This window comes from Anaeromyxobacter dehalogenans 2CP-1, from assembly GCF_000022145.1.
GTDB lineage: Bacteria > Myxococcota > Myxococcia > Myxococcales > Anaeromyxobacteraceae > Anaeromyxobacter > Anaeromyxobacter dehalogenans.
Window position 1 is genome coordinate 1,640,625 of sequence record NC_011891.1, and the last position, 24,529, is coordinate 1,665,153.

Below are 24,529 nucleotides of genomic sequence, written 5' to 3' on the forward strand. Positions count from 1 at the left end.
GCCCCCCTACCGCTGCCTCACCAGCCGCTCGACCCGGTCGTCGCGCAGGAACGCGCGCCGCTTCCCCTCGGCCCACGACCACTCCTCGGTGCCGGCGGGCCGGTCGATGCGCTTCCGCTCGGGCACGCCCCACGCCATCTCGAGCGCGCGGGCGCTCATCCCCTCGAGCGCCTCCTTGCGCATGACCGCCTGCCGGTGCTCGGGCGGCAGCGCAGCGAACACGGCGCTCGGGTCGTCGGCGGTGAGCAGCCGCTCCAGCTCGCCGCGGACGTCCTCCAGGCTGGCGGCGGTCTGCGAGAGCACGATCACGTGCGGGCGCGAATCGCCGGCGACTTTCACGTACGCCCACGGGTGGTACCGGGGCGTGGTGACGACGCGCTGCGAGATCATCCAGCCGGTCGGCACCTCGATCTCGTCCACCCGCACCGGCGTGCCGGGCGGCAGCACGCGCTCCGCGGCCGGCGGGGCGATGGGCTCGCCGCCGGGCGTCTCCACCAGATCCACCTCGGCGGGCGGTGCGTCGGAGAGGAACACCTTGCCGGTGTCGCCCCAGAGCGGCCCCGCGTAGGCGGCCACGCGCAGGTAGCGCTGGGCGCCGTCGAGCGAGCGCGAGATGCGCTCGCGCTCGGCATCGGGGATGGTGGCTCGGGGGGCGCACGCCGCGAGGGCGAGCAGGGCGAGGGCAAGGGAGAGGGCGCGTCGCATGCGCCCTTTCTCGCACCGGTCGGGATGGCCCGCAAGCGTGCGCTCCGCGGGCCCTCCCTCATTTCCGCTCGGCCTGCTTGCCTTCCTCGATGAGCTCGCGCACCCGCTGCCCGCCCTTGTGGCCCAGCTCCGCGTAGCCCTTCGAGCCCAGCTGTTCCTTGCGCGCCTCGCCGCCGAGGCGGCCCGCCTCGCGCACCGTCATGCCCCCGCCGTTCCGGCGCCGGTCCCTGTCCTTGTCGTCCATCCGTGCCTCCTGCACGCGTGAAGCGGCCTCGCCGCGGAGCGAATCTGGGAGCCCCCCGCAGGTGCGGCAAGGGCGCGCGCCTCCTTCCGGCGCGGGACCGGCCGGGCCCTCGGCGCGCGTGCCCCCGGCGGCGGGCCCGCCACCCGGCTACATTCCCCCTCATGGTCCGGCTCGGCGAGAACGCCCGGCACGTGCTCGAGCGGCGCTACCTGCTGCGCGACGAGGGCGGGCAGGTGATCGAGACCCCCGAGGCGATGTTCCGCCGCGTGGCGCAGGCGGTTGCGGCGGCCGAGCACCCGGCGGCGCGGGCGCTCTGGGCGGAGCGGTTCGAGGCGCGGATGGCGGCGCTCGAGCTGCTGCCGAACTCGCCCACCCTCATGAACGCCGGGCGGGCGCACGGCCAGCTCGCCGCCTGCTTCGTGCTGCCGGTGGACGACGACCTCGCCGCCATCTTCGACGCGCTGAAGTGGGCGGCGCTCATCCACCAGTCCGGCGGCGGCACCGGGTTCTCGTTCTCGCGCCTCCGGCCACGCGGCGACGTGGTGAAGACCACGCACGGCGTGGCGAGCGGGCCGGTGTCCTTCATGCGCGTCTACGACGCCGCGACCGAGATCATCAAGCAGGGCGGCGTGCGGCGCGGCGCGAACATGGCGGTGCTCGCCGCCGACCACCCGGACGTGCTCGAGTTCGTGGACGCGAAGCGCGCCGCGGGGCTGGAGAACTTCAACATCTCGGTGTCCGCGCCGGACGCGCTCTTCCACGCGGCCGCGCGCAGCGGAGGCTGGGCGCTGCGCCACCCGCGCGGCGGCGCGGTGGTGCGCGAGGTGGACGCGGCCGGGCTGCTGGAGCGCATCGCCGCCTCGGCCTGGGCCTCGGGCGAGCCGGGCCTGGTGTTCCTCGATCGCGTCGAGGCGGCCAACCCCACCCCGGACCTGGGGCGGTTCGAGGCGGTGAACCCGTGCGGCGAGCAGCCGCTGCTGCCGTTCGAGGCGTGCACGCTCGGCTCGGTGAACCTGGCGCGGTTCGAGCGCGGCGGGCGGGTGGACCTCGAGCGGCTGGGCGCGTGCGTGCGCGACGGCGTGCGGCTGCTCGACGACGTGCTCGACGTGAACGTCTGGCCGCTGCCGCAGATCGCGGAGATCTCGCGGCGCAACCGGAAGATCGGGCTCGGGGTGATGGGCTGGGCGGACCTGCTCGTCGCGCTCGGGATCCCCTACGACGCGCCGGAGGCGCTGGCGCTCGCGGGCGAGGTGATGGGGTTCGTGCAGCGCGAGGCGCACGCGGCGAGCGAGGCGCTCGCCGCCGAGCGCGGGGCGTTCCCGGGCTTCGCGAGCAGCGCGCCCGCGCGCTCGGGCGGCCGTCCCCGGCGCAACGCCACCGTCACCACCATCGCGCCCACCGGCACGCTCGCCATCATCGCGGGCTGCTCCTCGGGCATCGAGCCGCTGTTCGCGCTCACGTACGTGCGGCACGCGCTCGACGACGCGGCGCTGCCGGAGGAGCACCCGGCGCTCGGCCGCGCGCTCCGCGCCGCGGGGGCCGAGGCGGCGCTGCCCGCGGTGCGCGCGGCCGGCCGGGCGCGGGGCGTGGCCGGCGTGCCGGACGCGGTGGCGCGGGTGTTCGCGACCGCGCACGACGTGACCCCCGAGGCGCACGTGCGCATGCAGGCCGCCTTCCAGCGCCACGTGGACAACGGCGTCTCGAAGACCATCAACCTGCCGCGCACCGCGTCGGTCGAGGACGTGGCGTGCGCCTACCGGCTCGCGTTCGAGCTGGGGTGCAAGGGCATCACGGTCTACCGCGACGGCTCGCGGGAGAAGCAGGTGCTGGTGAGCGGCGCCACCCGCAACGGCGAGCTCTGCCCGCAGTGCGAGGGGCCGGTGTCGCTCTCCGGCGGCTGCCGCACCTGCCCGCGCTGCGGCTGGGGGAGCTGCGAGACCACCGAGTAGCGCATGATCCAGCGCTTCCCCATCCCTGCGCTGCGGCCGTTCGTGGCGCGGCTCTGGGCGTCCGAGGACGCCGACGCGGCCGCGCCCGGGAGCGCCGGCCGCGAGCGGCTCCTGCCCACCGGCGCCATGCACCTCGCCTTCCGCGCCGCCGGGGATCCGGTGCGCCTCTTCGACGGGCCGGACGACGCGACCGGCCGCGCCATCGGGCGGGCGGTGGTGGCGGGCGCCCGGGCCGCGCCCTACCTGCGCGATCGCTCGCCCGGCGCGCGCTCGGTAGGCGCCATGCTGCGGCCCGGCGCGGCGCGGCTCCTGTTCGGCGCGGGCGCGGGCGAGCTGGCCGCTACGCCGACCAGGCCCACCTCGGGCGCGAGTTCCTGGCGCTCGCCGGCGTCCCCCCGGCCCCGGTTCCGCCGGCTCGCGGCGCCCTTCCCGAACCACCTGCCGCTCGGCCCTTCCGGGCCTCCCTGAAGGTCAGATTCCTTCAAGACGGTCGGCCCGCGCGCCCGTAGGTTCACCGGGCGAGGAGGACGACCAGGCAGATCAAGAAGCTGTTCCCGTACCTGTCGCCCGAGGAGATGCAGCGCCGCTGGGACGCGATGCTCGGCGGCGCGCGCTGAGGCGCTACCGCGGGGGCTGTCCGGCGCAGCGGCCGCGGGCGTCGGGCTTCGCGCTGGGAACGCCCAGCTCGGCGTCGATGCCGCGGATCAGGCGGTCCTGCACCGCGCAGAGCGCCTTCGGCCCGCCCAGCGCCAGGAACGACTCCACCAGGCTCACCTGGTAGCCGCTGCCCGACCGCTCGAGCTGGATCGTCACCTGCGCGCTGCGCGTGCCCACGTCGGCGGGGAAGCAGGAGAGCAGCACCGGGCCGGAGCCCTCGCGGCACTCCATCCGGTCCGTCGCGACGACGTCGCGGATGGCGCGGGCGATCCGGTACTGCTGCGCGTCGGCGACCGCGCCCGGCTCGGAGGGCGGGGGATCGACGCGCAGCACCGCGCCGGCGGTGGTGCGGCAGGCCGCCAGCGCGAGCGCGGCGGCGAGCGCGGCGGTGCGGGCGCCGGGGCGGATCACTTGGCCGCCTTCTCGCCCAGCTCGCGGGAGCGGCGGGTGGCGGCCTCCACCGCGGCGATGAGCGCGGCGCGCAGCCCGCCCACCTCCAGCGCGTGGACGCCCGCGATGGCCGTGCCGCCGGGGCTGGTGACCTGGTCCTTGAGGCGCCCCGGGTGCTCGCCGGTCTCGAGCACGAGCTTCGCCGAGCCGAGCACCGTCTGCGCCGCGAGCGCCATCGCCACCGGCCGCGCCAGGCCGACCTTCACGCCGCCGTCGGCGAGCGCCTCGATGGCGAGGAACACGAACGCGGGGCCGGAGCCGGAGAGGCCGGTCACCGCGTCGAGCAGCGGCTCCTCCACCACCTCGGTGGTGCCGACCGACTGGAACAGCGCGCGCGCCTGCTCCAGGTCGGCGTCGGTGGCGTGCGCGCCGCGGGCCAGCGCGGTCGCGCCCGCGCCCACCAGCGCCGGCGTGTTGGGCATGACGCGGACGATGCGGACTCCGGCGCCGAGCTTGCGGGCGATGGCGAGGATGGGGATGCCGGCCGCGATGGAGATCACGAGCTTCCGGTGGTCGATGGCCGGGGCGATCTCCACCAGCAGGTGCTCGATGATCTGCGGCTTCACCGAGATGACCACGATGTCGGCCCGCTCGGCGAGGGCACGGTTGTCCCCGGAGGTCTCCACGCCGTAGCGCGCCTGGATCTCCGCGCGCCGCTCGGCCCGCGGCTCCGAGCAGAGGATCTCCTCGCGGCTGGCGGTCCCGGCCCGCAGCAGGCCCTTCACCAGGGCCTCGGCCATGTTCCCCGTCCCGAGGAACGCGATCTTCTTCCCGAGTGGCATCCGGGCAGATTACCGCTACCCGATGATGAAGTCCTCCCGGGCGACCGCGCCGGACTCGAATCGGCCCAGGGTGAAGCGCTCGAAGATCTCGTCCTTGCCCCGGCCGGCGAGCCAGTCCGCGTACCGCTCGGCCACCGCCGGCGCCATCATGAACCCGTGCCCGACGAAGCCGGAGCACTGGTGGAAGTTCTCGAAGCCGGCCGGGCCCAGCACCGGGTTGTTGTCCGGGGTGACGTCGTAGCAGCCCGCCCACTGGCGGATCACCTTCACCTCGCCGAGCCGCGGCACGGTCTCCACCGCGGCGCGGGCGAAGCGGGCCAGGAAGCGCAGGGTCGAGCCCTGCACCACGCCCTCGGGCTCCTCGGGATCGCCCATGCCGCCCACGATCTCGCCGCGCTGCGACTGCGAGAAGTACAGGCCGTTCCCCAGCACGGACACGAGCGGCCCGAGCCAGGGCTTGAGCGGCTCGGTCACCAGGATCTCGTGGCGGGTGGGGCGGTTCGGGAGCGAGACCCCGGCGAGCGCGGCCACGTCGCGAGACCACGCGCCGGCGGCCACCACCACCAGCTCGCACGCCACCCGGCCGCGATCGGTGCGCACCGCGGTCACGCGCGCGCCCGCGGTGTCGAAGCCCGTGACGCGGGTGAACGTCCGGACCTTCGCGCCGAGCGCCTCGGCCCGCGACGCGTAGCCCCACAGGAACGGCCAGGGGAACACCACGCCGTCGTCCGGGTTCCAGGCCGCGGCGCGGAACCGGCGCGGGTCCAGCTCCGGCACCACCTGCAGCGCCTCGTCCGGCCCGATCACCCGGGTGCGCAGCCCCTCGCGCCGGTGCAGCTCGGCGTTCTTCTCGATCCGCGTCACCTGCTCGGCGGTGGGCGCGAGGAACAGGTAGCCGCTGCGGCGGAACCAGACGTTGATGCCCATCTCCACCGCGAACCGGTCGCACAGCTCGAGCGAGCGGCGGGCGAGGCGGATCATGGTCGGGGTGGTCCACTGCGCGCGGACCCCGCCGCCGTTCCGCCCGGAGGCGCCGGCGTTCAGGTATCCCTGCTCCAGCACCAGCACGTCGCGCACGCCCCGCCGCGCCAGCTCGTACGCGATCGCCAGCCCCTGGATCCCGCCGCCCACGATCACCACGTCCGCGCGGGCCGGGAGCGGGTCCGGCTGCGGGTGCGCGGCCGGGGAGGGCGGGCCCGACGAGGCATCCGCGGCGGGCGGCGGGAGCGGCACGCCGTCGTCGAGCGGCAGCCCGGCGGGATCGAGCGCGGCCAGCGCCGCGAGCGGCACCGGCTGGACCGGGGTGCGGGCGGTGAACGGCTGGATCTCGGCCGGCGTGGCCCCGAGCCGGAGCAGCTCCTGCGCGACGCGCGTCACGCAGGACTTGCCCTGGCATGGCCCGGTGCCGAGCCCGGTGACCCGCTTCACCGACTCGAGGTCGCGGTGGCCCGCCGCGAACGCGCGGCGCACCTCCTCCAGCGACACGTCCTCGCACGCGCACACCAGCCGCTTACCCACGGGCCGCCTCCCCCGCGCGCCGCCCGGCCTCGGCCGCGCGCGCCGCGTCCATCGCCCCGGTCACCTCGCCCGCGGCGAGGAGCCCCGGGACCCCCGTGTGGCCCCGCCCGTCCACCTGGAGCGCGAACGCGCCCAGCGCCGGGTCGAGCGCCACCGGCGCCCCCATCGACCGCGCCAGCTCGGTCGCGGGCGCCGGCGGCGTCGCCACGGCCAGCACGTCGCAGCGCACCCGGCGGCCGTCCGCGAGCGCGAGGCCGCGCACCCGGGCCCGTCCGAGGACGCGTCCCTCCGCCGCCTCCACCCGCTCCACCTCCACGCCCGCCGCGGCGAGCCGCGCCGCGAGCGCCTCCGGCTCGGGCCCGCCGCCCAGCACCACCGCGCGCCGCCCCGGCACCACGCCGTGCTCGGCGAGCGCGCGCGCCAGCCCGCGGCCGGCGACGACGCCGGGCCGGTCGTCGTCCTCCAGCCCGGGCGGCTGCGGGTGCCCGCCGGCGCAGATCAGGATCGCCGCCGGCCGCACCAGGCGCAGCGCGCCGGAGGCGGGCGCGAGCGCGGCGAGCGGGGCGCCGCCGTCGCGCCAGAGCCCGAGCACCGTCGTGGCGGAGGCCACCTCGCCGCCGGCCGCCGCGACGCGCGCGGCCGCCGCCGACGCCCACGCCAGCGGCGGATCGCCGGGGAGCTCGAGGCGGCAGCGCAGCCGGCCGCCCGGCGCCGGCTCGGCGTCGGCGAGCAGCACGCGCCGCCCGGCCCCGGCCAGCGCCTCCGCCGCGGCGAGCCCCGCCGGCCCGGCCCCCACCACCAGCGCGTCGAACGCCTCCTCGCGCGGCGCGGGCGGGAGCGGCCCCGCGGCGCGCTCCGGGCCGGGGAGCTTCCCCAGGCCGGCGAGCTGGCGCGAGAACGCCACCGCGGCGCGGTTCGCGAGCGGGTTCCAGGTGGCGAGGTGGTGGTGGTCGAGGCCGTGCGGGAACGCGCGGTCGATGACGCCGAGCAGGTCGTGCGCCGCGTCGGGGAGCGCGTTCTGCGTCTCGACCGTGAGGCCGTCGGCGCACGCGGTGCGGCAGGCGCGCTGGTCGGGCAGCCCGTCCACCCGCACCAGGCAGCTGCCGCAGGAGCCGGCCAGGCAGAACGGGCCGCGCGGGCGGTGGTACTTGGCGCTGCGCGCCAGGAGCGGCCGCCCGTCCGCGAGCAGCGCCGAGGCGATCGACTCGCCGCGGCGCGCCGGTACGGCGCGGCCGTCGAAGGTGATGGTGCAGTCGGCGGGGAAGTCCGGGAGTCTGGGCATGGTGCGCGCGCTCGGGGGTCCGGAAGGCGGCCGGAGGATAGCGCCGGAGCGACTCCGCGTCTCGGGGGGCGGCGGGGCGTCCGGAGCGCGGCGGGTGGGGCGCGGGGTGGCGCGTTATGATCCCGGGGTGACGACGCTGTTCGTGTTCGTGGACGGGGTGGGCGCCGGCGACCGCGACCCGGCGACGAATCCGCTCGCCCGCGGGGACTTCCTGCTCTCGCGCTTCGCGGACGGCGGCGGCGCGCCCCTGCCGCGCGGCGGCCGGGCGGCGCTGGCCGACGCCTGCCTGGGCGTGGCGGGCCGGCCGCAGTCGGCCACCGGCCAGGCCACCCTGCTCACCGGCGAGAACGCGCCGGCGCACCTCGGCCGCCACCTGCTCGGCTTCCCCAACGCGCCGCTGCGGGCGCTGCTCCAGGAGCGATCGCTGTTCCGCGCGCTCGCGGCCGCGGGGCGCCGCGGCGCGTTCGCGAACGCGTACCCCGTCGCCTACCTCCGCGCGCTCGGCCACGCGGCCGACGGCGCGCCCGAGCCCGCCCTGGCGGGCTCCCGCCGCCGGGCCCGCGCCGCCGCGACCACGGTGGCCTACGCGGCGGGCGGCGGCCGGTTCCGGACGCTGGAGGACGCGCGCCGCGGGGAGGGGCTCACCCACGATCTCACCGGGGAGCGCGCGCGCGGCCTCGGGGTGTCGCTGCCCCGGCGCGCGCCGGAGGAGGCGGCGGAGATCCTGCTGCGCCTCGCTGCCGGCCACGATCTCGCGCTGTTCGAGTTCTTCGAGACCGACGAGGCGGGCCACGCCCGCTCGATGGAGCGCGCGCTGGACGCGCTCGGGCGGCTGGACGCGTTCCTGCGGGCGCTGGTGGACGGGCTCGGGCCGGAGGACGCGCTGGTGGTGACGAGCGACCACGGCAACCTGGAGGACCTCTCGCTGCGCAACCACACCCTGGCGCCGGTACCGCTGCTCGGCTTCGGGCGCGCCGCCGCGGAGGTGGAGCAGGTGAGGGACCTCACCGGCGTGGCGCCGCTGCTGCTCCGGCTGGCGGGCGCGGACGCCCCCGCGGGCGGTCAGCCGCGGCGGACCACGCTCGCCACCAGCCAGAGCCGGTCGCCGTAGGCCCGCTCCGCGCACATCCACACCCGCGCCGGCTCGCCGCCGACCTCCAGCGCGGCCCCGGACTCCGGGCCCCAGATCCACTCGCGCGCCTCGCCGCCGCCGCCGGTGCGCGGCGGGCCCACCTCGCCGACGAGCGCGAGCGCCACCCGCACCGGATCGGCCGGCTCGGCGCCCACCACCTCCACGTTCGTGACCCGGCCCTCGCGATCGGTCTCGACGCTCGCGACCGCGGCGAGGCCGCCCTCCGCGTCGAGGAACGCCATCTCCGGCTCGGTGAGATCGATGTTGAGCAGGCGGCGCCGCTCGGCGTCGAGCGAGATGGGCGTGGCGTAGGGCCGCCACCCGGCGCGCGCGAACGCGTCCAGCGCGGCGCGGCGCGGCTGGAGGAGGATCGACTCGAGCGGCGGGACGGGGAGGGGGGTCGAGGTGGGCGTGCTCATCGGGCGTGCTCCGGCTGCTCCGGCGGGACGGCGGGGTGCGCCGGCGGCGGCGCAGGGACGGGGGCGGGCGCGGTGGGCGGCGCCGCGGCGGGCGGGGTGGCGCCGCGCTCGCTCCAGGGCGCCGGCAGGATGGGGCTGCGGTCGGTGGCGCGCGCCACCCGCTGCAGCTCCAGCTCGGCGATCAGCACCGCCGGCGCGACGGTGGACACCGGTACGTAGCCGCTCTCCGCGCCGCAGTAGCCGTTGAAGACGCGGGGGCGCTCGCCCGTGGCGAGGACCTTGTTGATCGCGGTGAGCGGCGTCCCGACCAGCTCCACGCCGCGGACCAGCTCCTCCGCGCCGGTGCGGGCGTCCACCCGGTACACCAGGCGCGGGGTGCCCTTGAACGCCTGGTACCCCATCGACATGGTGTTGGTGTTGCCGCCGGTGATGTCGCGGATGACGAGCCCGTACGGCTTGCCCTGCCGCCGCGCCTCGGCCATCAGCATGCGCTTCAGCTCGGCCGCGCCGGCGCGCTTGCGCGACTCCACCACGAGGTTCGCCATGCGCGCCACCGGCTGGCGCCCGGCCTGGGCGCGGCCGTGGCCGTTGGAGCGGTCGAACGGCTTCACCGGACGGCGCGAGAGCAGGAAGCTCTCCAGCCGGCCGTCGCGGACCAGCACCGTGCGGCGCGCCGGGACGCCCTGCTCGTCGAAGCCGTAGGTGCCGTTCAGCGCGACGCCGTCCACGCGATCGGCGGTGGGATCGTCCACCACCGTCAGGAACGGCGGCAGCACCGGCCGCCCCACCTGTCCCTTGAACGTCTGGCCGTCCTGCTCGTCCTCCATCCGCTCGCCCTCGAGCCGGTGGCCCACCGCCTCGTGGAACAGCACGCCCGCCGCCTCCGGCTCGAGCACCGCCGGGCCGGTGTACGGGTCGATGGCGGGCGCGCGGCGCAGCGCCTCCAGCTCGGCGATGACGGTGCCGGCGGCCGCGCGGAGCGCCTCGGGCGAGGGCAGCTCGGCCTCGCTGCGGGCGTAGAAGTCGCGGCCGTCCTCAAGGAGCTGGCCGTCCGGCGCGCGCGCCACGGCCTCGAGGTGGACGGAGTAGACGGTCCGCTCGGTCACGAGCGCCGACCCCTCGCTGGAGGTGAACCAGCGGACCTGCTTCTCGGCCGAGACCCGGAGCTGCGCGTCGAAGACGTCGGGGTGCTCGCGGAACCGGGCGGTGACCTCGCGCACCACGCCCTTCCAGCGCGCGCGGTCGAACGCGAACGGGCGCGGTGGGTCCACGTGGCGGGCGGGCGGCTCGCGGGAGAAGCTGGGCGGCCGGTCGGCGTCGTCCTGACGGTACACCGCGCGCGACTTCTTCTTGAAGTACGAGGAGAGCGCCTCCTTGTACTTCTCGTCGGTGGCGAGCCAGAGCGCGTTCCGGAGCGCGCCCACGTCGCCGTCGAGCGGCGCGTCGCGGGGCGCGTACCAGCCCGGCCCGGCGTCGCCGCCGCCGATCACGATGGTGTTCTCCTCCGGCGCGGACGAGTCGAGCTCGTAGCTCCCCACCCGCAGGTCCACCGCCAGGCTCCGGTCGCGCCGCGAGCGGTCGTCGAAGATGGCCCCGTAGCGCCCGCTCACCTCCTCGCGCGCCACCTCGGTCACCTGGTACGACGCGAAGTAGGGCGCCTCGTAGCCCTTCAGCCGGAGCCGCTCCATCGAGCGGGCCAGCTCCGCGCGCATGGCCTCGAGCGTGCCGAGGCGCGCGTCGGGCGCGTCCTGCACGCCGGGCGCGGCGGCGCCGGGGAAGGCGGCGGCGAGCAGCAGGAGGGGGACGAGCAGTCGGGCGGTGCGCAAGCGGGACCTCGGGAGCCTGATCCCGCCCATGTAGCACGGGCCCAGCGCCCGCGCTTCACCGCATCCCGCGGCGAGCGCCCCGCGGGTCCGCCGGGCCGGGCCCGCTCAGGCCTTCACGATCCTCTCGCGCCCGACGCGCACCGCGCGGCAGGCGTTGCGCGTGTCCACCACCAGGCGGGCGCGCTCCACCACGCGCGCGTAGTCCACGCAGCCGTGGTCGGTGGCGACCAGCACCGCGTCGGCGGTCTCGAGCGCCTCGTCGGTGAGCGGCACGCTGACCATGTCGAGCCGGTGCTGGCGCATGCGCGGGACCCGGGGGACGTAGGGGTCGTGGTAGACCACCTCCGCGCCGCGCTCCTGCAGGAGCTCGATGATGCGGACCGCCGGGCTCTCGCGCATGTCGTCCACGTCCTTCTTGTAGGCGATGCCCAGCACCAGCACCTTCGCGCCCTTCAGCGTGCGGCCGCGCGCGTCGAGCGCCTCCATGGTCCGGTGCACCACGTAGCGCGGCATCTCGGTGTTCACCTCGCCGGCCAGCTCGATGAAGCGCGTCTGGAACTCGAACTGCCGCGCCTTCCACGTCAGGTAGAACGGGTCGATGGGGATGCAGTGGCCGCCCAGGCCCGGGCCGGGCTGGAACGGCATGAAGCCGAACGGCTTGGTGGACGCGGCGTCGATGACCTCGTTCACGTCCAGGTCCATCCGGTGGCAGAGGATCTTCAGCTCGTTCACCAGCGCGATGTTCACGCTGCGGAACACGTTCTCGAGCAGCTTCGTCATCTCGGCCACCCGGGTGGACGAGACCGGCACCACGCGGTCGAACGCCGACGCGTAGAGCGCGAGCGCCGCCTCGAGGCACGACGGCGTGTAGCCGCCGACGATCTTGGGGATGGCGTGGGTGGCCACGCCCGAGCCGGGGTCCTCGCGCTCGGGCGAGAACGCCAGGAAGAAGTCGCGCCCCGCGCGCAGCCCGCTGCCGCGCTCCAGGATGGGCAGCAGCACCTCCTCGGTGGTGCCCGGGTACGAGGTGGACTCGAGCACCACCGCCTGGCCCGCGCGGAGGTGCGGCGCGATCGCCTCGCCGGTCCGCTCGACGAAGGACAGGTCCGGCTCGCGCTCCCGGGTGAGCGGCGTGGGCACGCAGATCACCACCGCGTCGCAGGCGGTCACGCGGGCGAACTCGGTGGTGGCCTCGAGGCGGCCGTCCCGCACCGCGTCGCGCACCGCGGCGCCGTCCACGGTCCGCAGGTAGCTGCGCCCCTCGCCCACCGCGCGCGCCTTGTCCGGATCGACGTCCACGCCCAGCGCGGACAGGCCGCGGCGGGCGAAGGTGAGGGCGAGCGGCAGGCCGACGTAGCCGAGCCCCACCACCGCCACCCGGGCGGTGCGGGCGGCGAGGCGGGAGAGCAGGTCGGTGGCGTGGTCGGGCTCGGCGGCGTGGGTCTCGATCATCGGGGGTGACTCCCTTCGGCTTCGACGTGGAGGAACAGCGTGGCGAGCGCGGCCGGACAGGCCAGCGGGCCGGCCAGCGTCGCGACGGACGCGGGGACGAGCTCGCCGTAGCCCGGCGAGCGCAGCGAGGGCGCCAGCTCGGGCGCGAGGCCCGCCGGCGCCGAGAACGCGACGAGGAGGTGTCCGGCCGGGCCGAGCGGCACCTCGATCACCCGCGCCGGATCCGCGGGCCGGCGCAGGCGGGCCAGCCGGGCGAGGCGCGCGAGCGCGGCGGCCTCGGCGGCGGTGGCCTCGCGGACCTGCGGCGCCGGGTGCGCGAGCGGCCAGCGCAGCTCCACCGCGTGCGTGCCGCGGCCCGCCAGCCGGTCGACCACCACCAGGCCGCCGTCGGCGAGCGCGAGCTCGCGCCGGTGGACCACGCCCGCGCGCGCCACGAAGCCGCGGTGCTCGCCGGCGAGCCGCTCCGCCTCGCCGCCCGGAGCGAACGCGAGCAGCCGCGCGCCGGCCGCGTCCGGCAGCGCGAACAGCCGGCCGGGCGGGATGGGCGACTGCTCCAGGCCGTCCACCGTCACGGTGGCGTGCGCGCGGGTGGACCGGAACGCGTCGCGCACCTCGGGGGCGCGCCCGTACACCGGCATGCCCGGATCGCATACCGCCAGCGCGCCGGCGGCGCGCAGCTCGAAGGAGAGCTTGTCGTTGTGGTCGTGCCCGCCGACGCCCCGCTGGCCGTGCGGGCCGCAGGAGACGAACGCCTCCAGCGCGCCGCGGCGGAGCGCGTGCACGCCGGCCGCCGGGAACGAGACGCTGCCGGGCGGCGGGCCGGGCCGGGCGCGGGCGAGCCAGTCGAGCGCCTCCGGCCCGAGCAGCCACGCCGCCTCCAGCGCGTCGTCCGGCGGCGCGCCGGGGCGGAGCAGCGCCGGATCGCGGAACAGCGCGGCGCCCAGCGCGCAGAGGTAGCCCGCCTCGGTGGGGCCGCGGGCGCGGAGCGCGAGCGCGTGGCCGGAGTCGTTGTCGCCGAGCTGCGGCAGGTCGCCGGACGCGGCGGCGAGCGCGCGGGTGGCCCGGAACATCGCGTGCAGCCGCCAGGGCTTCTGGGGCGGGGCGCCGCCGGCGCGCGCGAGCAGGAAGCCGGCCGCGAACAGCTCCAGCGAGAAGCGGTGGTACGGCACCGAGCCCTCGAAGCTGGTGCCCTCCGCGTGCACCTGCTCCGCGAGCGTCCGCGCCAGCCCGCCCGCCGCGAGCGCGCGCCAGCGGGGCGCCTCCGGCCACTCCGGCAGCGCCTCGGCGCAGGCGAGCAGGCCGAGCCAGTCGCACACCAGGTGGTTGTTGGGGACGGCGCCGCCGTCCTCGAGGTTCGCGAGCACGAAGCGGCCGCTCGCCACCAGCAGCCGCGCCGCCTCCGCCGCGAGCGACGGCGCCGGTGCGCGGCGCAGCGCGAGCACCCACAGCGCCGTGGCGAGGTGCCAGGCGCGCAGCCCCGCCTCCATGGCGCAGGTCCAGTGGACGCCGCGGCCCACCGGGTTCTGCGCCGCGAAGTCGGTCACCGACGCGGCGAGCGCCTCCGCCAGCAGGTCGCTGGCGGCGGCGCGCGGATGGAGCGCGGCGCCGCACGCGAGCGCGACCCAGTGCTCGCCCCGCCCCATCGCCCACGCCATCTTGGGATCGAGCCCGGGCGCCGGCGGCAGCGCCGCCGAGGGCGCCCGCCCGTCGAAGCGGCCGCCGTGGATCGGATCGCGCTGCCAGTCGGTGCCGCCGTCGGCGCGGCGGACGTCCACCTCGCGCCCGTACACCACCAGCCGTCCGGCCGCCGCCGCCTCGGCCCGCGCCAGCGCCCGCTCGACCTCGCCGGGCATGCGCTGCTCGAGCGCGCGGCGCAGGGCCTCCGGGCTCCAGGCCGGGCGCGCCGGGCGGGGCCGCGCCAGCAGCGCGGCCAGCCCCGCCGGCCCGTCGCAGCCGAGCGCCTCGAGCAGGGCTCGCGGCGACGGCGCGAGCGGCGGCGCCAGCCGGTTGCGGGCGCCCCGCACGGCGCGGCGCGCCGCGGTGGCGAGCAGCCGGTGCGGCGGCACGCGGGCCGCCAGGTATCCGTAGTAGCCGATCGCGCCCATCCCGCCCCGATGCTTCCGTTCCGGGCCCCCCGCCCGCGCGGCCGGGAGCCGGGGTGATCACCCCGTGCCGCCCCGCCGGTCCTGGTGCCGCAAAGCAAAGGCCCGGCCACGCGCGCCGCCACGCCCCGGAGGCGAGCGCGCGCGCGGGCGAGGCGCGCCGTGCCCTCCGGCGGTGGCGCGGCGTTCGCCGGATGGGAAGCGCCGTTCCCACGGCCGCCCGCGCGAGCGGTGGCGGGGCTGCGCGGCAGCGGTCCGCGTCCCCTGGCCGGCGGCTTGCTAACCGACTCCGCGGACCCGGCCGGTTCCGGGTCTTGGACGCGTTCCCGGGAGGCTGGCGTGGGTGCGGTGGCGGTGGGGCTCCTCATCGAGGAGCAGCGGGGCGAGATCGCCGAGGCGTGGCGGCGCGCGGTCGCGAACGAGCTGGGGGGCGAGGAGGCGATCGGCTTCGCGATCGGGCCGCTCCTGCGCGAGCTGTCGCTTGCGCTCCGGGGCGATGCGCCGCCCGGGCGGGCCGCGCGCGCCGCCGACGGGTTGCTGCGCTGCGGGGTGCTGGTCCGCTCCGGCGCGCCGCCCGCGCGCGTGGCGCGGGAGTTCAAGCTGCTCCACCGCGCGCTCTGGGACACGCTGCGGCGGGCCGGGCGGATCGTGGCCATCGACGAGCGGCGCGCCGCGGACGAGTGGCTCGACGAGGCGCTCGCCGCCGCGCTCGAGCGCCTGGACCGCGTGCGCATGCGCATCGACCTGCTGGAGCGCGGGCCGGCGGTGATCGCGCCCGCGCGCGAGGGCGGCCTCGCGACGCCGCACCCGGGTTCGCTCCGGCCTCCGCCGCTGCCGTCGCAGCGCGCGGCCGCGACGCCGCCGCCGCTCCCGGGCGCCGTGGCGGCCCCGTGGCAGCCGGGCGACTGATCGCTCCGCGGCGGTGCGCCGGGCCGGATCGCGGTCGCTGATCGCGGTCGGTGTTCGGACGCAGATCGCGGGCGCCGCTCGCGTTCGGGCCCTCGCCGGGAGTCCTCCGGCCCGGCGTCGCTGGGGTCTCCGGCGCGCCGCGGCCAGTGCCCGGCGCCGGCGAGCCCCAATTTCTCCACGTGCGGCGCTGCGCCCGGGGTGAGGCCCGGCGGCGCGGCGCCCGCACGCCCGGCGGCAGGGGGGCCGGCGCTGCACGCCGAGTGACGTGCTCGCAGCGAAAGAACGAGCGGGCGAGCCCGGTGTAGGCTCAGGTGAGGGAGTGCGGTCGGAGTGGCGGCGCGCGTGGGATGGCATGCGCGCGCGGCCGACCTGCACCCTCTTCCACGCACCCCTGCCCCTCGGAAGGCGAGAAATTCGGTCGGTCGGCCTGTCGTTGTCCGGGCGCTGCAACGAACCCGGAAAGGACGACCCCGATGAAGACCCGCCGCCGAGCCTTCACCGCCGCCGCCAGCGCGCTGGCGCTCTCGCTGCTGCCCCTGACGGCCTCCGCCGCCGACGCCTGGGTGGCGAGCGCCACCGAGAAGATCCGGCCGGACGCGAAGGCCCGCCCCCAGACCGAGGCGCACCTCTCGGCGGCCCGGAACGAGTTCGCCGCGTTCCAGGTGGTCGTCACCGGTCCCGCGAAGCGCGTCACCGCCCGCGTCGAAGGGCTGGACGGGATGGACGCCACGCTGTTCCGCGTGGACACGCTCGACGTGACCAGCCCGTCCGCGGTGGACGGCGGCACCGGCCGCTGGCCCGACGCGCTCGTCCCCGACGTGGACGACGTGGTGGGCGAGCAGCGCAACGCGTTCCCGTTCGACGTCGGCGCCGAGAGCCGCGCGGTCTGGGTGGACGTGCACGTGCCCGCCGACGCGCGCTCGGGCGTCTACCAGGGCGCGGTGGTGATCTCCTCGGACGCGGGCGAGGCGCGCGTGCCGGTGGTGCTGAGCGTGTACGACTTCGTGCTCCCGTCCACCTCGTCGCTGCGGACGGCGTTCGGCCTCTCCTACGGCGTCATCGCCTCCGCCCACGGCGTGTCCGGCGACGCCGACGCGGCGCTCCGGGCCCGCTACGGCCAGCTCGCGCTCGACCACCGCATCACGCTCACCGGCCTGAACGACGACGGCCAGCACGCCGACTTCGGCCACCTCGACCGCTTCTACGGCCCGCTCATCGCCGGGACCGCCCCGACCCGCCTCGAGGGCGCGAAGCTCACCGCGGTGAAGTACGTGGGCGGCCGCACCAGCGTGGACGAGCACGCCGCCTGGGCGAAGCACGCGCGCGAGCAGGGCTGGTTCGATCGGCTGTTCGACTACACCTGCGACGAGCCGCCGCTCACCTGCGCCTGGAGCGACATCCCGGCGCGCGCCGGCGCGGCGAAGCAGGGCGACCCCGAGTTCCGGACGCTCGTGACCACGCAGCTCTGGGACGCCGAGGACCACGGCGTCGCCGACGACATCGACGTCATGGTGCCGGTGGTGAACTGGATGGACGACCGGCCGGGCAGCGCCGTCGCCGGGGACCAGCGCGACCGGTACGATCCGTTCCTCGCCTCGGGCCCGCGCAAGGAGCTCTGGCTGTACCAGAGCTGCATGAGCCACGGCTGCGGCGGGACGGTGAACATCGGGTCGCCCTCCGAGTCCGACCGCTACTTCACCGGCTGGCCGAGCTACATGGTCGACGCCTCCGCCTCGCGGAACCGCGCCATGGAGTGGATCACGTTCCTCGAGCGCGCCAGCGGCGAGCTGTACTGGGAGACGGCCTACAGCTTCCGCGCCGACCCGTGGTCGAGGCAGTGGGACTTCTCCGGCAACGGCGACGGGACCCTGTTCTACCCCGGCAAGCCCGCCCGCATCGGCGGCAAGACCGACGTCCCGGTGGCCTCGGTGCGCCTGAAGATGATCCGCGCCGGCATGCAGGACTACGAGTACCTGAAGGCGCTCGCCGACGCCGGCGACCCCGAGCTGGCCCGCAAGATCGCGCGCGACCTGTTCCCGAACGCGTGGTCCACCGACGTCGCGCCGGAGCGGTTCGACCAGGCGCGCGAGCAGATCGCGCGGCGCATCCTCGAGCTCGGCGGCAAGCCCACGCCGGCCGCGGTGGAAGCGGGCTTCTCCGGCACCCGCTCCGGCGGCGGCTGCGGCAGCGCGGGCGGGTTCGGCGGCGGCGCGCTGCTGGCGCTCCCGGCCCTGGCCCTGCTCGCGCTGGTCCCGCGGCGGCGCGCCCTGGCGCGGGCCGTGGCGGCGCTCCGGCGCCGCTGAGCAGCGGTTCACGAGGGGCGGCCGGCCGGGCCGGTCGCCCCGGACCCTCCTCCGGCGGGGCGCGTCCACGCGGCGCGCCCCGCCGTTCCTTTCCTGGGAGTGACGGCCGGGTACAATCACGCCCGGTGAGGACGTTCGGAAAGTACCGGCTGGTGGAGCTGCTCGCGTCGGGCGGCATGGCCGACGTCTGGCGCGCCGAGGTGGCGGGCGCGGCCGGGGTGGTGAAGGAGGTCGCGCTGAAGCGCGTCCGCGGCGAGCACGGCGCGCGCAGCGACTTCGTCCGGATGTTCATCGAGGAGGCGCGCCTCGCGTCGCGCCTCACGCACGCGAACGTCGTCCAGGTCTTCGAGTTCGACCAGGTGGACGGCCGCTACTACATCGCGATGGAGCTGGTGCGCGGGCGCCACCTCGGCCAGGTGGTGGAGCGCGCGCGCGAGGCGGGCGTCCGCCTCGGGCTGGCCCGCGCGGTCCACGCGTGCGCCGAGGTCGCGAGGGGGCTCTCCTACGCGCACCGGCTCGCCGACGGCGGGCGGCCGCTCGGGCTGGTCCACCGCGACGTCTCGCCCCACAACGTGCTCGTGTCGTTCGAGGGCGAGGTGAAGCTCGCCGACTTCGGCATCGCCCGCGCCATGAGCCAGGGCGGGCTCACCGATCCCGGCACCGTGAAGGGCAAGCTCGCGTACATGGCGCCGGAGCAGGCGCGCGGCGCGCCGCTGGACGCGCGCGCCGACGTGTTCGCGCTCGGCGTGGTGCTCTGGGAGCTGTGCGCGGGGCGCAGGCTCTTCGCGCGCGACAGCGAGGCGGCGACGCTCGCGGCGGTGCTGGAGGGCGTGGCGCCGCCGCCGCCCTCGGCGTGGAACGACGAGGTGCCCCCCGAGCTCGACGCGCTGGTGCTGGCCGCGCTGGAGCACGACCCGGCGCGCCGGACCGCCTCCGCGGGCGACCTCGCCACCGCGCTCTCGCGCGTGCTCCTGCGCCTCGCGCGCGCGCCGGAGGACTGGGATCTCCGCGCCCTCATGCACCGGCTCTGGCCGGACGGCACGGCGGCGCCGGTGGGCCCGGCCTCGCAGCCCACCCGCGTCCAGCCGGTGCCGCTCGCGGCGGAGCCGCCCGCGGGCGGCACCGGCGACGGGGCGGGCGCCGCGGCCGATCCGGAGGCGCAGGCGGCGCTCGCGGCCGAGGCCGCGGCCGGCGCCCCGGCCGGCGACGCCACCGCGCCGACCCGCACCCGCATCGCGCCGCCCCCGCCGGCGCGCCGTTCCCGCGGCCGGCTCCGGACCGCGCTCGCCATCGCCTCGGCGGCGGCGATCGCCGGCGCCGGCGCGGCGGCGCTCCGGTGGAGACCGGCGGCCCACGCCGGCGGCACGGCGGCCCCCGGCGCACGGGGCGATTCACCCATGGTCGATGCGCCCGCGCCCGGGGCCGCGACGCCTCCGGCCGCGGTCGCGCGCGCGCCGGCCCCCGCGCCCGGGCCCGCGCCGGCGGACCCGGCGCAGACCGCACGGACGTCGCCCGCGGTCGCCGCGCCGGCGGCGCCCACGGCCGCGCCCGGAGAGCCGGCGCGCCCCGGCGTGCTCCACGTCACCGCGACGCCGTGGGCGTACGTCCAGGTGGACGGGCAGGGCGTGGGCGAGACTCCGGTGACGCGGTCGCTCGCGCCGGGGCCGCACCGGGTCCGGGTGAGCCATCCCCGGTACGGCGCGCGCGAGCTGATCGTCGAGATCGCGCCGGGCCGCCGGACCGATCGGCACGCCAACCTGACGCTCCGGTAGCGCCGCTCCACGCGGCGCCCGGCCACGTCCCGCGACCGCGGGGCGCGCCCGTCGCACGCCGCACGCCGCGATCCCCGCTCCGCCCGCCCCGGGTGATCGGCCGTGCCGCAGGCGCGGCGCAGGCCGCCGCGCACCTCCACGCCCCGCCCGTGCGCGCCTTCGTCCATTGACGTTCGCCATTCAATGGCTTAGCCTCGAAATCAAGTTTTCAGTGTTCAACTCTCAAGCGAATCGATCGAGTGGATTTCCTCCGCAACGACGAGATCACCCGCCTCGAGCGGGAGCGCGCCGGCGGGATCACGAGCGGTGAGGTGGTCCGGCTGTTCGAGTCGCGAGGCGCCCGCCTGTCGGCGGCGACCTTCCGGAAGTACGTGCAGCTGGGGCTGCTGCCCCGGAGCCGGCGGGTGGGCCGCAAGGGCAAGCACACCGGCTCCACCGGGCTCTACCCGGTGTCGGTGGTCCGGCGCATCGCGCTCATCAAGCGGATGATGGCGGAGGGCTACACGGTCGAGGACATCCGCGGCAGCTTCGTGACGGTGCGGAACCGGCTCGAGGACGTGGAGCAGGGGCTCCACGCGCTGCTGACGGAGCTGGCGGAGAAGGCGCGGGCGCACCCGCGCCGGAAGCGGTTCGAGGACGAGCTCGTGCAGGCCGAGCGCCAGCTGAAGCGGGCGCTCGGGCGGATCGAGCGGGTGGGTGGCGCGGTCGCGACGGTGGGTGCGGACGAGACGGTCCGGGCCGGCTAGCGGCAGCGGCTGGGTGGTGCCCGAGGTGGATGGTGGCCGGTGCCCTCCGGGGTGCCGCAGGTGGAGAGGGAGGGCAGGGGATGAGCGAGGCGAAGCGCAGCGCGGAGCCCGCGCCGGAGCGGCAGGGGCTGGAGCCGGACGCGGAGGAGACGGCGGCGGGTCAGGACGTGGGGGAGGGCCCGGACGCGGGGGAGGGACAGCGCGGGCGGCGGCGCTCGAAGACCATGTCGCGCAAGGAGATCGCGCGCGAGCTGCGGCGCCAGCGGGCGTTCGGCCTGGTCGACCCCGAGCTGGACGAGGTGATGAAGGAGATGGAGGCGCGCCGCCCGCGATCCCGGGCCGAGTGCGCCAACGGGCCGCGGCCCTGCATGTTCATCTCCTGCAAGCACCACCTCTACCTGGACGTGAACCCGTCCACCGGGTCCATCAAGCTGAACTTCCCCGACCGCGAGGTGTGGGAGCTCGGCGAGACCTGCGCGCTCGACGTGGCCGATCGCGGCGGGATCACGCTCGAGGAGGTGGGGTCGATCATGAACCTCACCCGCGAGCGCATCCGCCAGGTCGAGACGCGCGGGCTGCTCAAGCTGCGCGCCATCGCCGAGGACGAGCCGCGGACCGCTGCGGACCTCGCCGCCGAGGACGAGGCCTGATCGAGCGGGGCTGCCCATCGCCCCACCGACCCTGAGCTGGCCGAAGGGGCGGCGGGGCGTCGGGCACCCACGCCCTTGAAAGGTGTCGCCGCGAGCGTTACAAGGGCGCCCTCCCACGGAGGAAGCCCGACATGACTCGCCGCGCGCTCGTCTCGGTCTCCGACAAGACCGGTCTCGTTCCTTTCGCCAGGCGGCTCGCCGCCCTCGGCGTGGAGCTGCTCTCCACCGGCGGCACGCAGAAGGCGCTCGCCGAGGCCGGCGTCCCGGTGGTCGGCGTGGGCGACTACACGCAGGCCCCGGAGATCCTGGGTGGCCGCGTGAAGACGCTCCACCCGCGCGTGCACGGCGGCATCCTCTATCGCCGCGGCCTCGCCTCCGACGAGGCCGACGTGAAGGCGCGGGACATCCCGCCCATCGACCTCGTGGTGGTGAACCTGTACCCGTTCCGCGAGGCGGTCGCGGCCGGCAAGCCGTTCGAGACCTGCGTCGAGGAGATCGACATCGGCGGGCCGACCATGGTCCGGAGCGCCGCCAAGAACTCCGCGCACGTGGGCGTGGTGGTGGACCCGGCCGACTACGAGAAGGTGGCGGCGGAGCTGGAGGCGACGCGCACGCTGTCCGCCGCGACGCGCTTCTACCTCATGAAGAAGGCGTTCGCGCACACGGCCGCGTACGACGCCGCCATCTCCGAGTACCTCACCGCGCGCGAGGCCCCCGAGGCCGCGCCGGCGCACTTCCCGGCCACGCTCGCCGCCGTCTACACGAAGGCGTACGATCTCCGGTACGGCGAGAACCCGCACCAGGCCGGCGCGTTCTACCGCGCGGCCCGCGAGCCGGAGGAGCCCTCGGTCGCGTTCGCCGACGTGCTGCAGGGCAAGGAGCTCAGCTACAACAACCTGCTCGACCTGCAGGCCGCGCTCGCCGGCGTGATGGAGTTCGACGAGACCGCCTGCGTGATCATCAAGCACAACACGCCGTGCGGCGTCTCCACCGGCCGCACGGCGGGCGAGGCGTTCGCGCGCGCCCGCGAGTGCGATCCGGTCTCGGCGTTCGGCGGCATCGTGGCGCTGAACCGGCCCGTGGACGAGGCCACCGCCTCGGAGCTCACCAGCCTGTTCCTGGAGTGCGTGATCGCGCCCGGCTACGACGCCGCCGCCCGCGCCGCGCTCGCGGTGAAGAAGAACCTCCGCCTGCTCGAGGCCCCGCGGCTCGGCGCCGCGCGCGCCACCTGGCGCCGGCGCCCCGAGGAGGGGCGCGAGCTCCGCTCCATCCCCGGCGGCCTGCTGGTGATGGACCGCGACCTCGGCTCGGTCCGCCGCGACGACTGCAAGGTGATGACGAAGCGCGCGCCCACCGAGCAGGAGTGGAAGGACCTGCTGTTCGCGTGGAAGGTCGTGAAGCACGTGAAGTCGAACGCCATCGTGTTCGCGAAGGACGACCGGACCGTGGCGATCGGCGGCGGCCAGACCAGCCGGGTGGAGTCGGTGAAGACCGCGGTGATGAAGGCGGCGCTCGACGTCCGCGGCTCCTCGGTGGGCTCCGACGCGTTCTTCCCGTTCGCCGACGGCGTCGAGGAGATCATCAAGGCCGGCGCCACCGCCATCATCCAGCCCGGCGGCTCGATGCGCGACGCCGAGGTGATCGCCGCGGCCGACAAGGCCGGCATCGCCATGGTCGCGACCGGCATGCGGCACTTCCGGCACTGACCGCCGGGGCGCCTTTCCGGGCGCGGCCGCGCGCCGGCCCGGGCCGGGGAGGCCCGCGGCGCCTGCGCCCCCGCCGCGCGGGGCCCCCTCCCTGCACGCCTCCCGCGGCCCTTCCGGCGCGGCGGCCCGTGGTATAAGCCCGGGTTCTCATGCGAGTCCTCGTCGTCGGATCGGGTGGCCGCGAGCACGCGCTCGCCTGGAAGATCTCGAGGAGCCCGCTGGTGCGGGCCCTCTTCGCCGCGCCCGGAAACCCGGGCATCGCGCGCGTCGCCACGCTCGTCCCGCTCGCCGCGACCGACGTGGCCGGCCTCGTGGCGTGGGTGCGGCAGAACGCCATCGACCTGGTGGTCGTGGGGCCCGAGGCGCCGCTCGTGGCGGGCCTGGTGGACCGCCTCCAGGAGGCCGGGGTCCCGGCGTTCGGGCCGGCCGCCGCCGCGGCCGAGATCGAGGGCTCGAAGGCGTTCGCGAAGGACGTGATGCGGGCGGCCGGGATCCCGACGGCGGAGTACGAGACGTTCGAGGACGTCGCGCCCGCGGTCGCGTGGGCCAGGGCCCGCGACGGCCGGGTGGTGGTGAAGGCCGACGGCCTCGCGGCCGGCAAGGGCGTGGTGGTGTGCGGCGACGCCGCCGAGGCGGAGGCCGCGCTCCGCGCCATGCTGGTGGACCGGGTGCACGGCGGCGCCGGCGCCCGGGTGGTGGTGGAGGAGCGGCTGGAGGGACCGGAGGCGAGCTGCATCTGCTTCACCGACGGCGAGCGGGTCCGGCTGCTCGCGGCCGCGCAGGACCACAAGCGCATCTTCGACGGCGACCGCGGGCCCAACACCGGCGGCATGGGCGCGTTCTCGCCCACGCCGAACGTCACCCCGGCGGTGGCCGGGATGGTCGAGCGCGACGTGCTGCTCCCGGCGGTGCGGGAGCTGGCCCGGCGCGGCCGCCCGTTCCGCGGCGCGCTCTACGCCGGCCTGATGCTCACCCCGCGGGGCCCGCGGGTGCTCGAGTTCAACGCGCGCCTTGGCGACCCCGAGACCCAGCCCATCCTGCTCCGCATGGCGAGCGACGTGGTGCCGGCGCTGCTCGCGTCGGCGCGCGGCGACCTCTCCGCCGCCGAGATCGCGTTCGACCCCCGCGCCGCCGTGGGCGTGGTGCTCGCGGCCGAGGGCTACCCGGGCGACGTGGCGCGCGGGGACGCCATCGACGGGCTGGACGGCCCGTTCGACGAGGGCGTGCAGGTGTTCCACGCCGGCACCGCCGCGGACGCGGCCGGCCGGGTGGTGACGAGCGGCGGGCGCGTGCTGACGGTGTGCGCGCTGGGCCGCGATCTCGACGACGCCGCGGCGCGGGCCTACGCCGCCGCCGGCCGGATCCGCTTCCGCGGCATGCAGTACCGAAAGGACATCGGCAAGAAGCCATGAGCGAACCCAAGGTGCTGATCCTGATGGGCTCCGACTCGGACTGGGAGGCGATGTCGGAGGCGAGGAAGGCGCTGGAGGACCTGGGCGTCGCGACCGAGGTCCACGTCTCCTCCGCCCACCGCACGCCGGAGCGCACCGGCAAGCTGGCGCGCGAGGCGGCCGGGCGCGGCATCCAGGTGATCATCTGCGGGGCCGGCTCGGCCGCGCACCTCGCCGGCGTCTGCGCCGCCGAGACCGAGCTGCCGGTGCTGGGGGTCCCGCTCGCGGCGAGCGACCTGAAGGGCCTCGACGCGCTGCTCTCCACCGCCCAGATGCCGGCGGGCGTGCCGGTGGGCACGCTCGCCATCGGCAAGGCCGGCGCCCGCAACGCCGGCCTGCTGGCCGCGCGCATCGTGGCCCGCGTCGATCCCGAGGTGGCGGACCGCGTGCGCGCGCAGCGCCGCAAGATGGCCGAGGAGGTCGAGGCGAAGGACGCCGCGCTCCAGGCCAGGCTGGGCTCGAAGGGATAGCCGG

21 protein-coding genes are annotated in these 24,529 nt (G+C 76.9%); 11 read left to right on the forward strand and 10 right to left on the reverse strand.

Going from position 1 to position 24,529, the window contains the following annotated elements:
* Positions 1-6: 6 nt before the first annotated feature.
* A complete protein-coding gene (locus tag A2CP1_RS07380; RefSeq protein WP_012632755.1) occupies positions 7-705 on the reverse strand; it encodes a hypothetical protein in 699 nt (232 codons plus the stop codon).
* Positions 706-763: 58 nt separating this feature from the next.
* Positions 764-949 (reverse strand): hypothetical protein, encoded by a 186-nt coding sequence (locus tag A2CP1_RS07385; protein WP_011421537.1) that lies wholly within the window; start codon positions 947-949, stop codon positions 764-766.
* Positions 950-1,110: 161 nt separating this feature from the next.
* Between A2CP1_RS07385 and A2CP1_RS07390 the strand changes: the two genes are divergently transcribed.
* Together A2CP1_RS07390 and A2CP1_RS07395 are read left to right on the forward strand one after the other, a co-directional pair.
* Positions 1,111-2,898 (forward strand): adenosylcobalamin-dependent ribonucleoside-diphosphate reductase, encoded by a 1,788-nt coding sequence (locus tag A2CP1_RS07390; protein ID WP_012632756.1) that lies wholly within the window; start codon positions 1,111-1,113, stop codon positions 2,896-2,898.
* Between the two features lie 3 nt (positions 2,899-2,901).
* Positions 2,902-3,366, forward strand: a complete 465-nt coding sequence (locus A2CP1_RS07395; protein WP_012632757.1) for a DUF6597 domain-containing transcriptional factor — start codon at positions 2,902-2,904, stop codon at positions 3,364-3,366.
* Positions 3,367-3,519: 153 nt separating this feature from the next.
* Here A2CP1_RS07395 and A2CP1_RS07400 read toward each other — a convergent pair whose 3' ends face one another.
* From A2CP1_RS07400 to A2CP1_RS07415, 4 genes are read right to left on the reverse strand one after another with little or no spacing between them, the layout of a single operon-like run.
* Positions 3,520-3,966, reverse strand: coding sequence for a hypothetical protein (locus A2CP1_RS07400; RefSeq protein WP_012632758.1), 447 nt, complete (start codon positions 3,964-3,966; stop codon positions 3,520-3,522).
* Entirely contained in the window at positions 3,963-4,787 is an 825-nt protein-coding gene (gene proC / locus A2CP1_RS07405) for a pyrroline-5-carboxylate reductase (protein ID WP_012632759.1), read from the reverse strand. The genes A2CP1_RS07400 and proC overlap by 4 nt, the downstream gene beginning before the upstream one ends.
* 15 nt (positions 4,788-4,802) lie before the next feature.
* On the reverse strand, positions 4,803-6,305 hold the full coding sequence (locus A2CP1_RS07410; protein WP_012632760.1) for an FAD-dependent oxidoreductase: 1,503 nt from the start codon (positions 6,303-6,305) through the stop codon (positions 4,803-4,805).
* Positions 6,298-7,587, reverse strand: a complete 1,290-nt coding sequence (locus A2CP1_RS07415; protein WP_012632761.1) for a 2Fe-2S iron-sulfur cluster-binding protein — start codon at positions 7,585-7,587, stop codon at positions 6,298-6,300. The genes A2CP1_RS07410 and A2CP1_RS07415 overlap by 8 nt, the downstream gene beginning before the upstream one ends.
* 94 nt (positions 7,588-7,681) lie before the next feature.
* Between A2CP1_RS07415 and A2CP1_RS07420 the strand changes: the two genes are divergently transcribed.
* A complete protein-coding gene (locus A2CP1_RS07420; protein WP_012632762.1) occupies positions 7,682-8,698 on the forward strand; it encodes an alkaline phosphatase family protein in 1,017 nt (338 codons plus the stop codon).
* Here A2CP1_RS07420 and A2CP1_RS07425 read toward each other — a convergent pair.
* The 4 genes from A2CP1_RS07425 to A2CP1_RS07440 form a co-directional block, all read right to left on the reverse strand.
* The gene (locus A2CP1_RS07425; RefSeq protein ID WP_012632763.1) at positions 8,650-9,138 is read right to left on the reverse strand and encodes a hypothetical protein; all 489 of its coding nucleotides are present in this window, start codon (positions 9,136-9,138) and stop codon (positions 8,650-8,652) included. The two genes, A2CP1_RS07420 and A2CP1_RS07425, sit on opposite strands and share 49 nt — an antisense overlap.
* Positions 9,135-10,994: a TldD/PmbA family protein gene (locus tag A2CP1_RS07430; protein WP_012632764.1), complete on the reverse strand. Its 1,860-nt coding sequence runs from the start codon at positions 10,992-10,994 to the stop codon at positions 9,135-9,137. The genes A2CP1_RS07425 and A2CP1_RS07430 overlap by 4 nt, the downstream gene beginning before the upstream one ends.
* A gap of 75 nt (positions 10,995-11,069) precedes the next feature.
* Positions 11,070-12,416 carry a nucleotide sugar dehydrogenase gene (locus A2CP1_RS07435; protein WP_012632765.1) on the reverse strand — a complete coding sequence of 449 codons (1,347 nt, stop codon included), beginning with the start codon at positions 12,414-12,416 and terminating at the stop codon, positions 11,070-11,072.
* Entirely contained in the window at positions 12,413-14,521 is a 2,109-nt protein-coding gene (locus A2CP1_RS07440; protein WP_012632766.1) for a heparinase II/III family protein, read from the reverse strand. The genes A2CP1_RS07435 and A2CP1_RS07440 overlap by 4 nt, the downstream gene beginning before the upstream one ends.
* Before the next feature lie 336 nt (positions 14,522-14,857).
* On the opposite strand from A2CP1_RS07440, the gene A2CP1_RS07445 reads away from it, so the two are divergent.
* The 8 genes from A2CP1_RS07445 (at position 14,858) to purE (ending at position 24,525) form a co-directional block, all read left to right on the forward strand.
* On the forward strand, positions 14,858-15,427 hold the full coding sequence (locus A2CP1_RS07445; RefSeq protein ID WP_012632767.1) for a hypothetical protein: 570 nt from the start codon (positions 14,858-14,860) through the stop codon (positions 15,425-15,427).
* A 473-nt stretch (positions 15,428-15,900) separates the two neighbouring features.
* On the forward strand, positions 15,901-17,730 hold the full coding sequence (locus tag A2CP1_RS07450) for a DUF4091 domain-containing protein (protein WP_012632768.1): 1,830 nt from the start codon (positions 15,901-15,903) through the stop codon (positions 17,728-17,730).
* A 125-nt stretch (positions 17,731-17,855) separates the two neighbouring features.
* Positions 17,856-19,502, forward strand: coding sequence for a serine/threonine-protein kinase (locus tag A2CP1_RS07455; protein WP_012632769.1), 1,647 nt, complete (start codon positions 17,856-17,858; stop codon positions 19,500-19,502).
* Positions 19,503-19,741: 239 nt separating this feature from the next.
* A complete protein-coding gene (locus A2CP1_RS07460) occupies positions 19,742-20,248 on the forward strand; it encodes a MerR family transcriptional regulator (protein WP_012632770.1) in 507 nt (168 codons plus the stop codon).
* A gap of 80 nt (positions 20,249-20,328) precedes the next feature.
* Positions 20,329-20,898: a sigma factor-like helix-turn-helix DNA-binding protein gene (locus A2CP1_RS07465; RefSeq protein ID WP_012632771.1), complete on the forward strand. Its 570-nt coding sequence runs from the start codon at positions 20,329-20,331 to the stop codon at positions 20,896-20,898.
* 131 nt (positions 20,899-21,029) lie between these two features.
* Positions 21,030-22,604, forward strand: a complete 1,575-nt coding sequence (purH, locus tag A2CP1_RS07470) for a bifunctional phosphoribosylaminoimidazolecarboxamide formyltransferase/IMP cyclohydrolase (RefSeq protein WP_012632772.1) — start codon at positions 21,030-21,032, stop codon at positions 22,602-22,604.
* A gap of 149 nt (positions 22,605-22,753) precedes the next feature.
* Positions 22,754-24,016 carry a phosphoribosylamine--glycine ligase gene (gene purD, locus A2CP1_RS07475; RefSeq protein WP_012632773.1) on the forward strand — a complete coding sequence of 421 codons (1,263 nt, stop codon included), beginning with the start codon at positions 22,754-22,756 and terminating at the stop codon, positions 24,014-24,016.
* Positions 24,013-24,525: a 5-(carboxyamino)imidazole ribonucleotide mutase gene (gene purE, locus A2CP1_RS07480; RefSeq protein WP_012632774.1), complete on the forward strand. Its 513-nt coding sequence runs from the start codon at positions 24,013-24,015 to the stop codon at positions 24,523-24,525. The genes purD and purE overlap by 4 nt, the downstream gene beginning before the upstream one ends.
* The last annotated feature ends 4 nt before the right edge of the window (positions 24,526-24,529 follow it).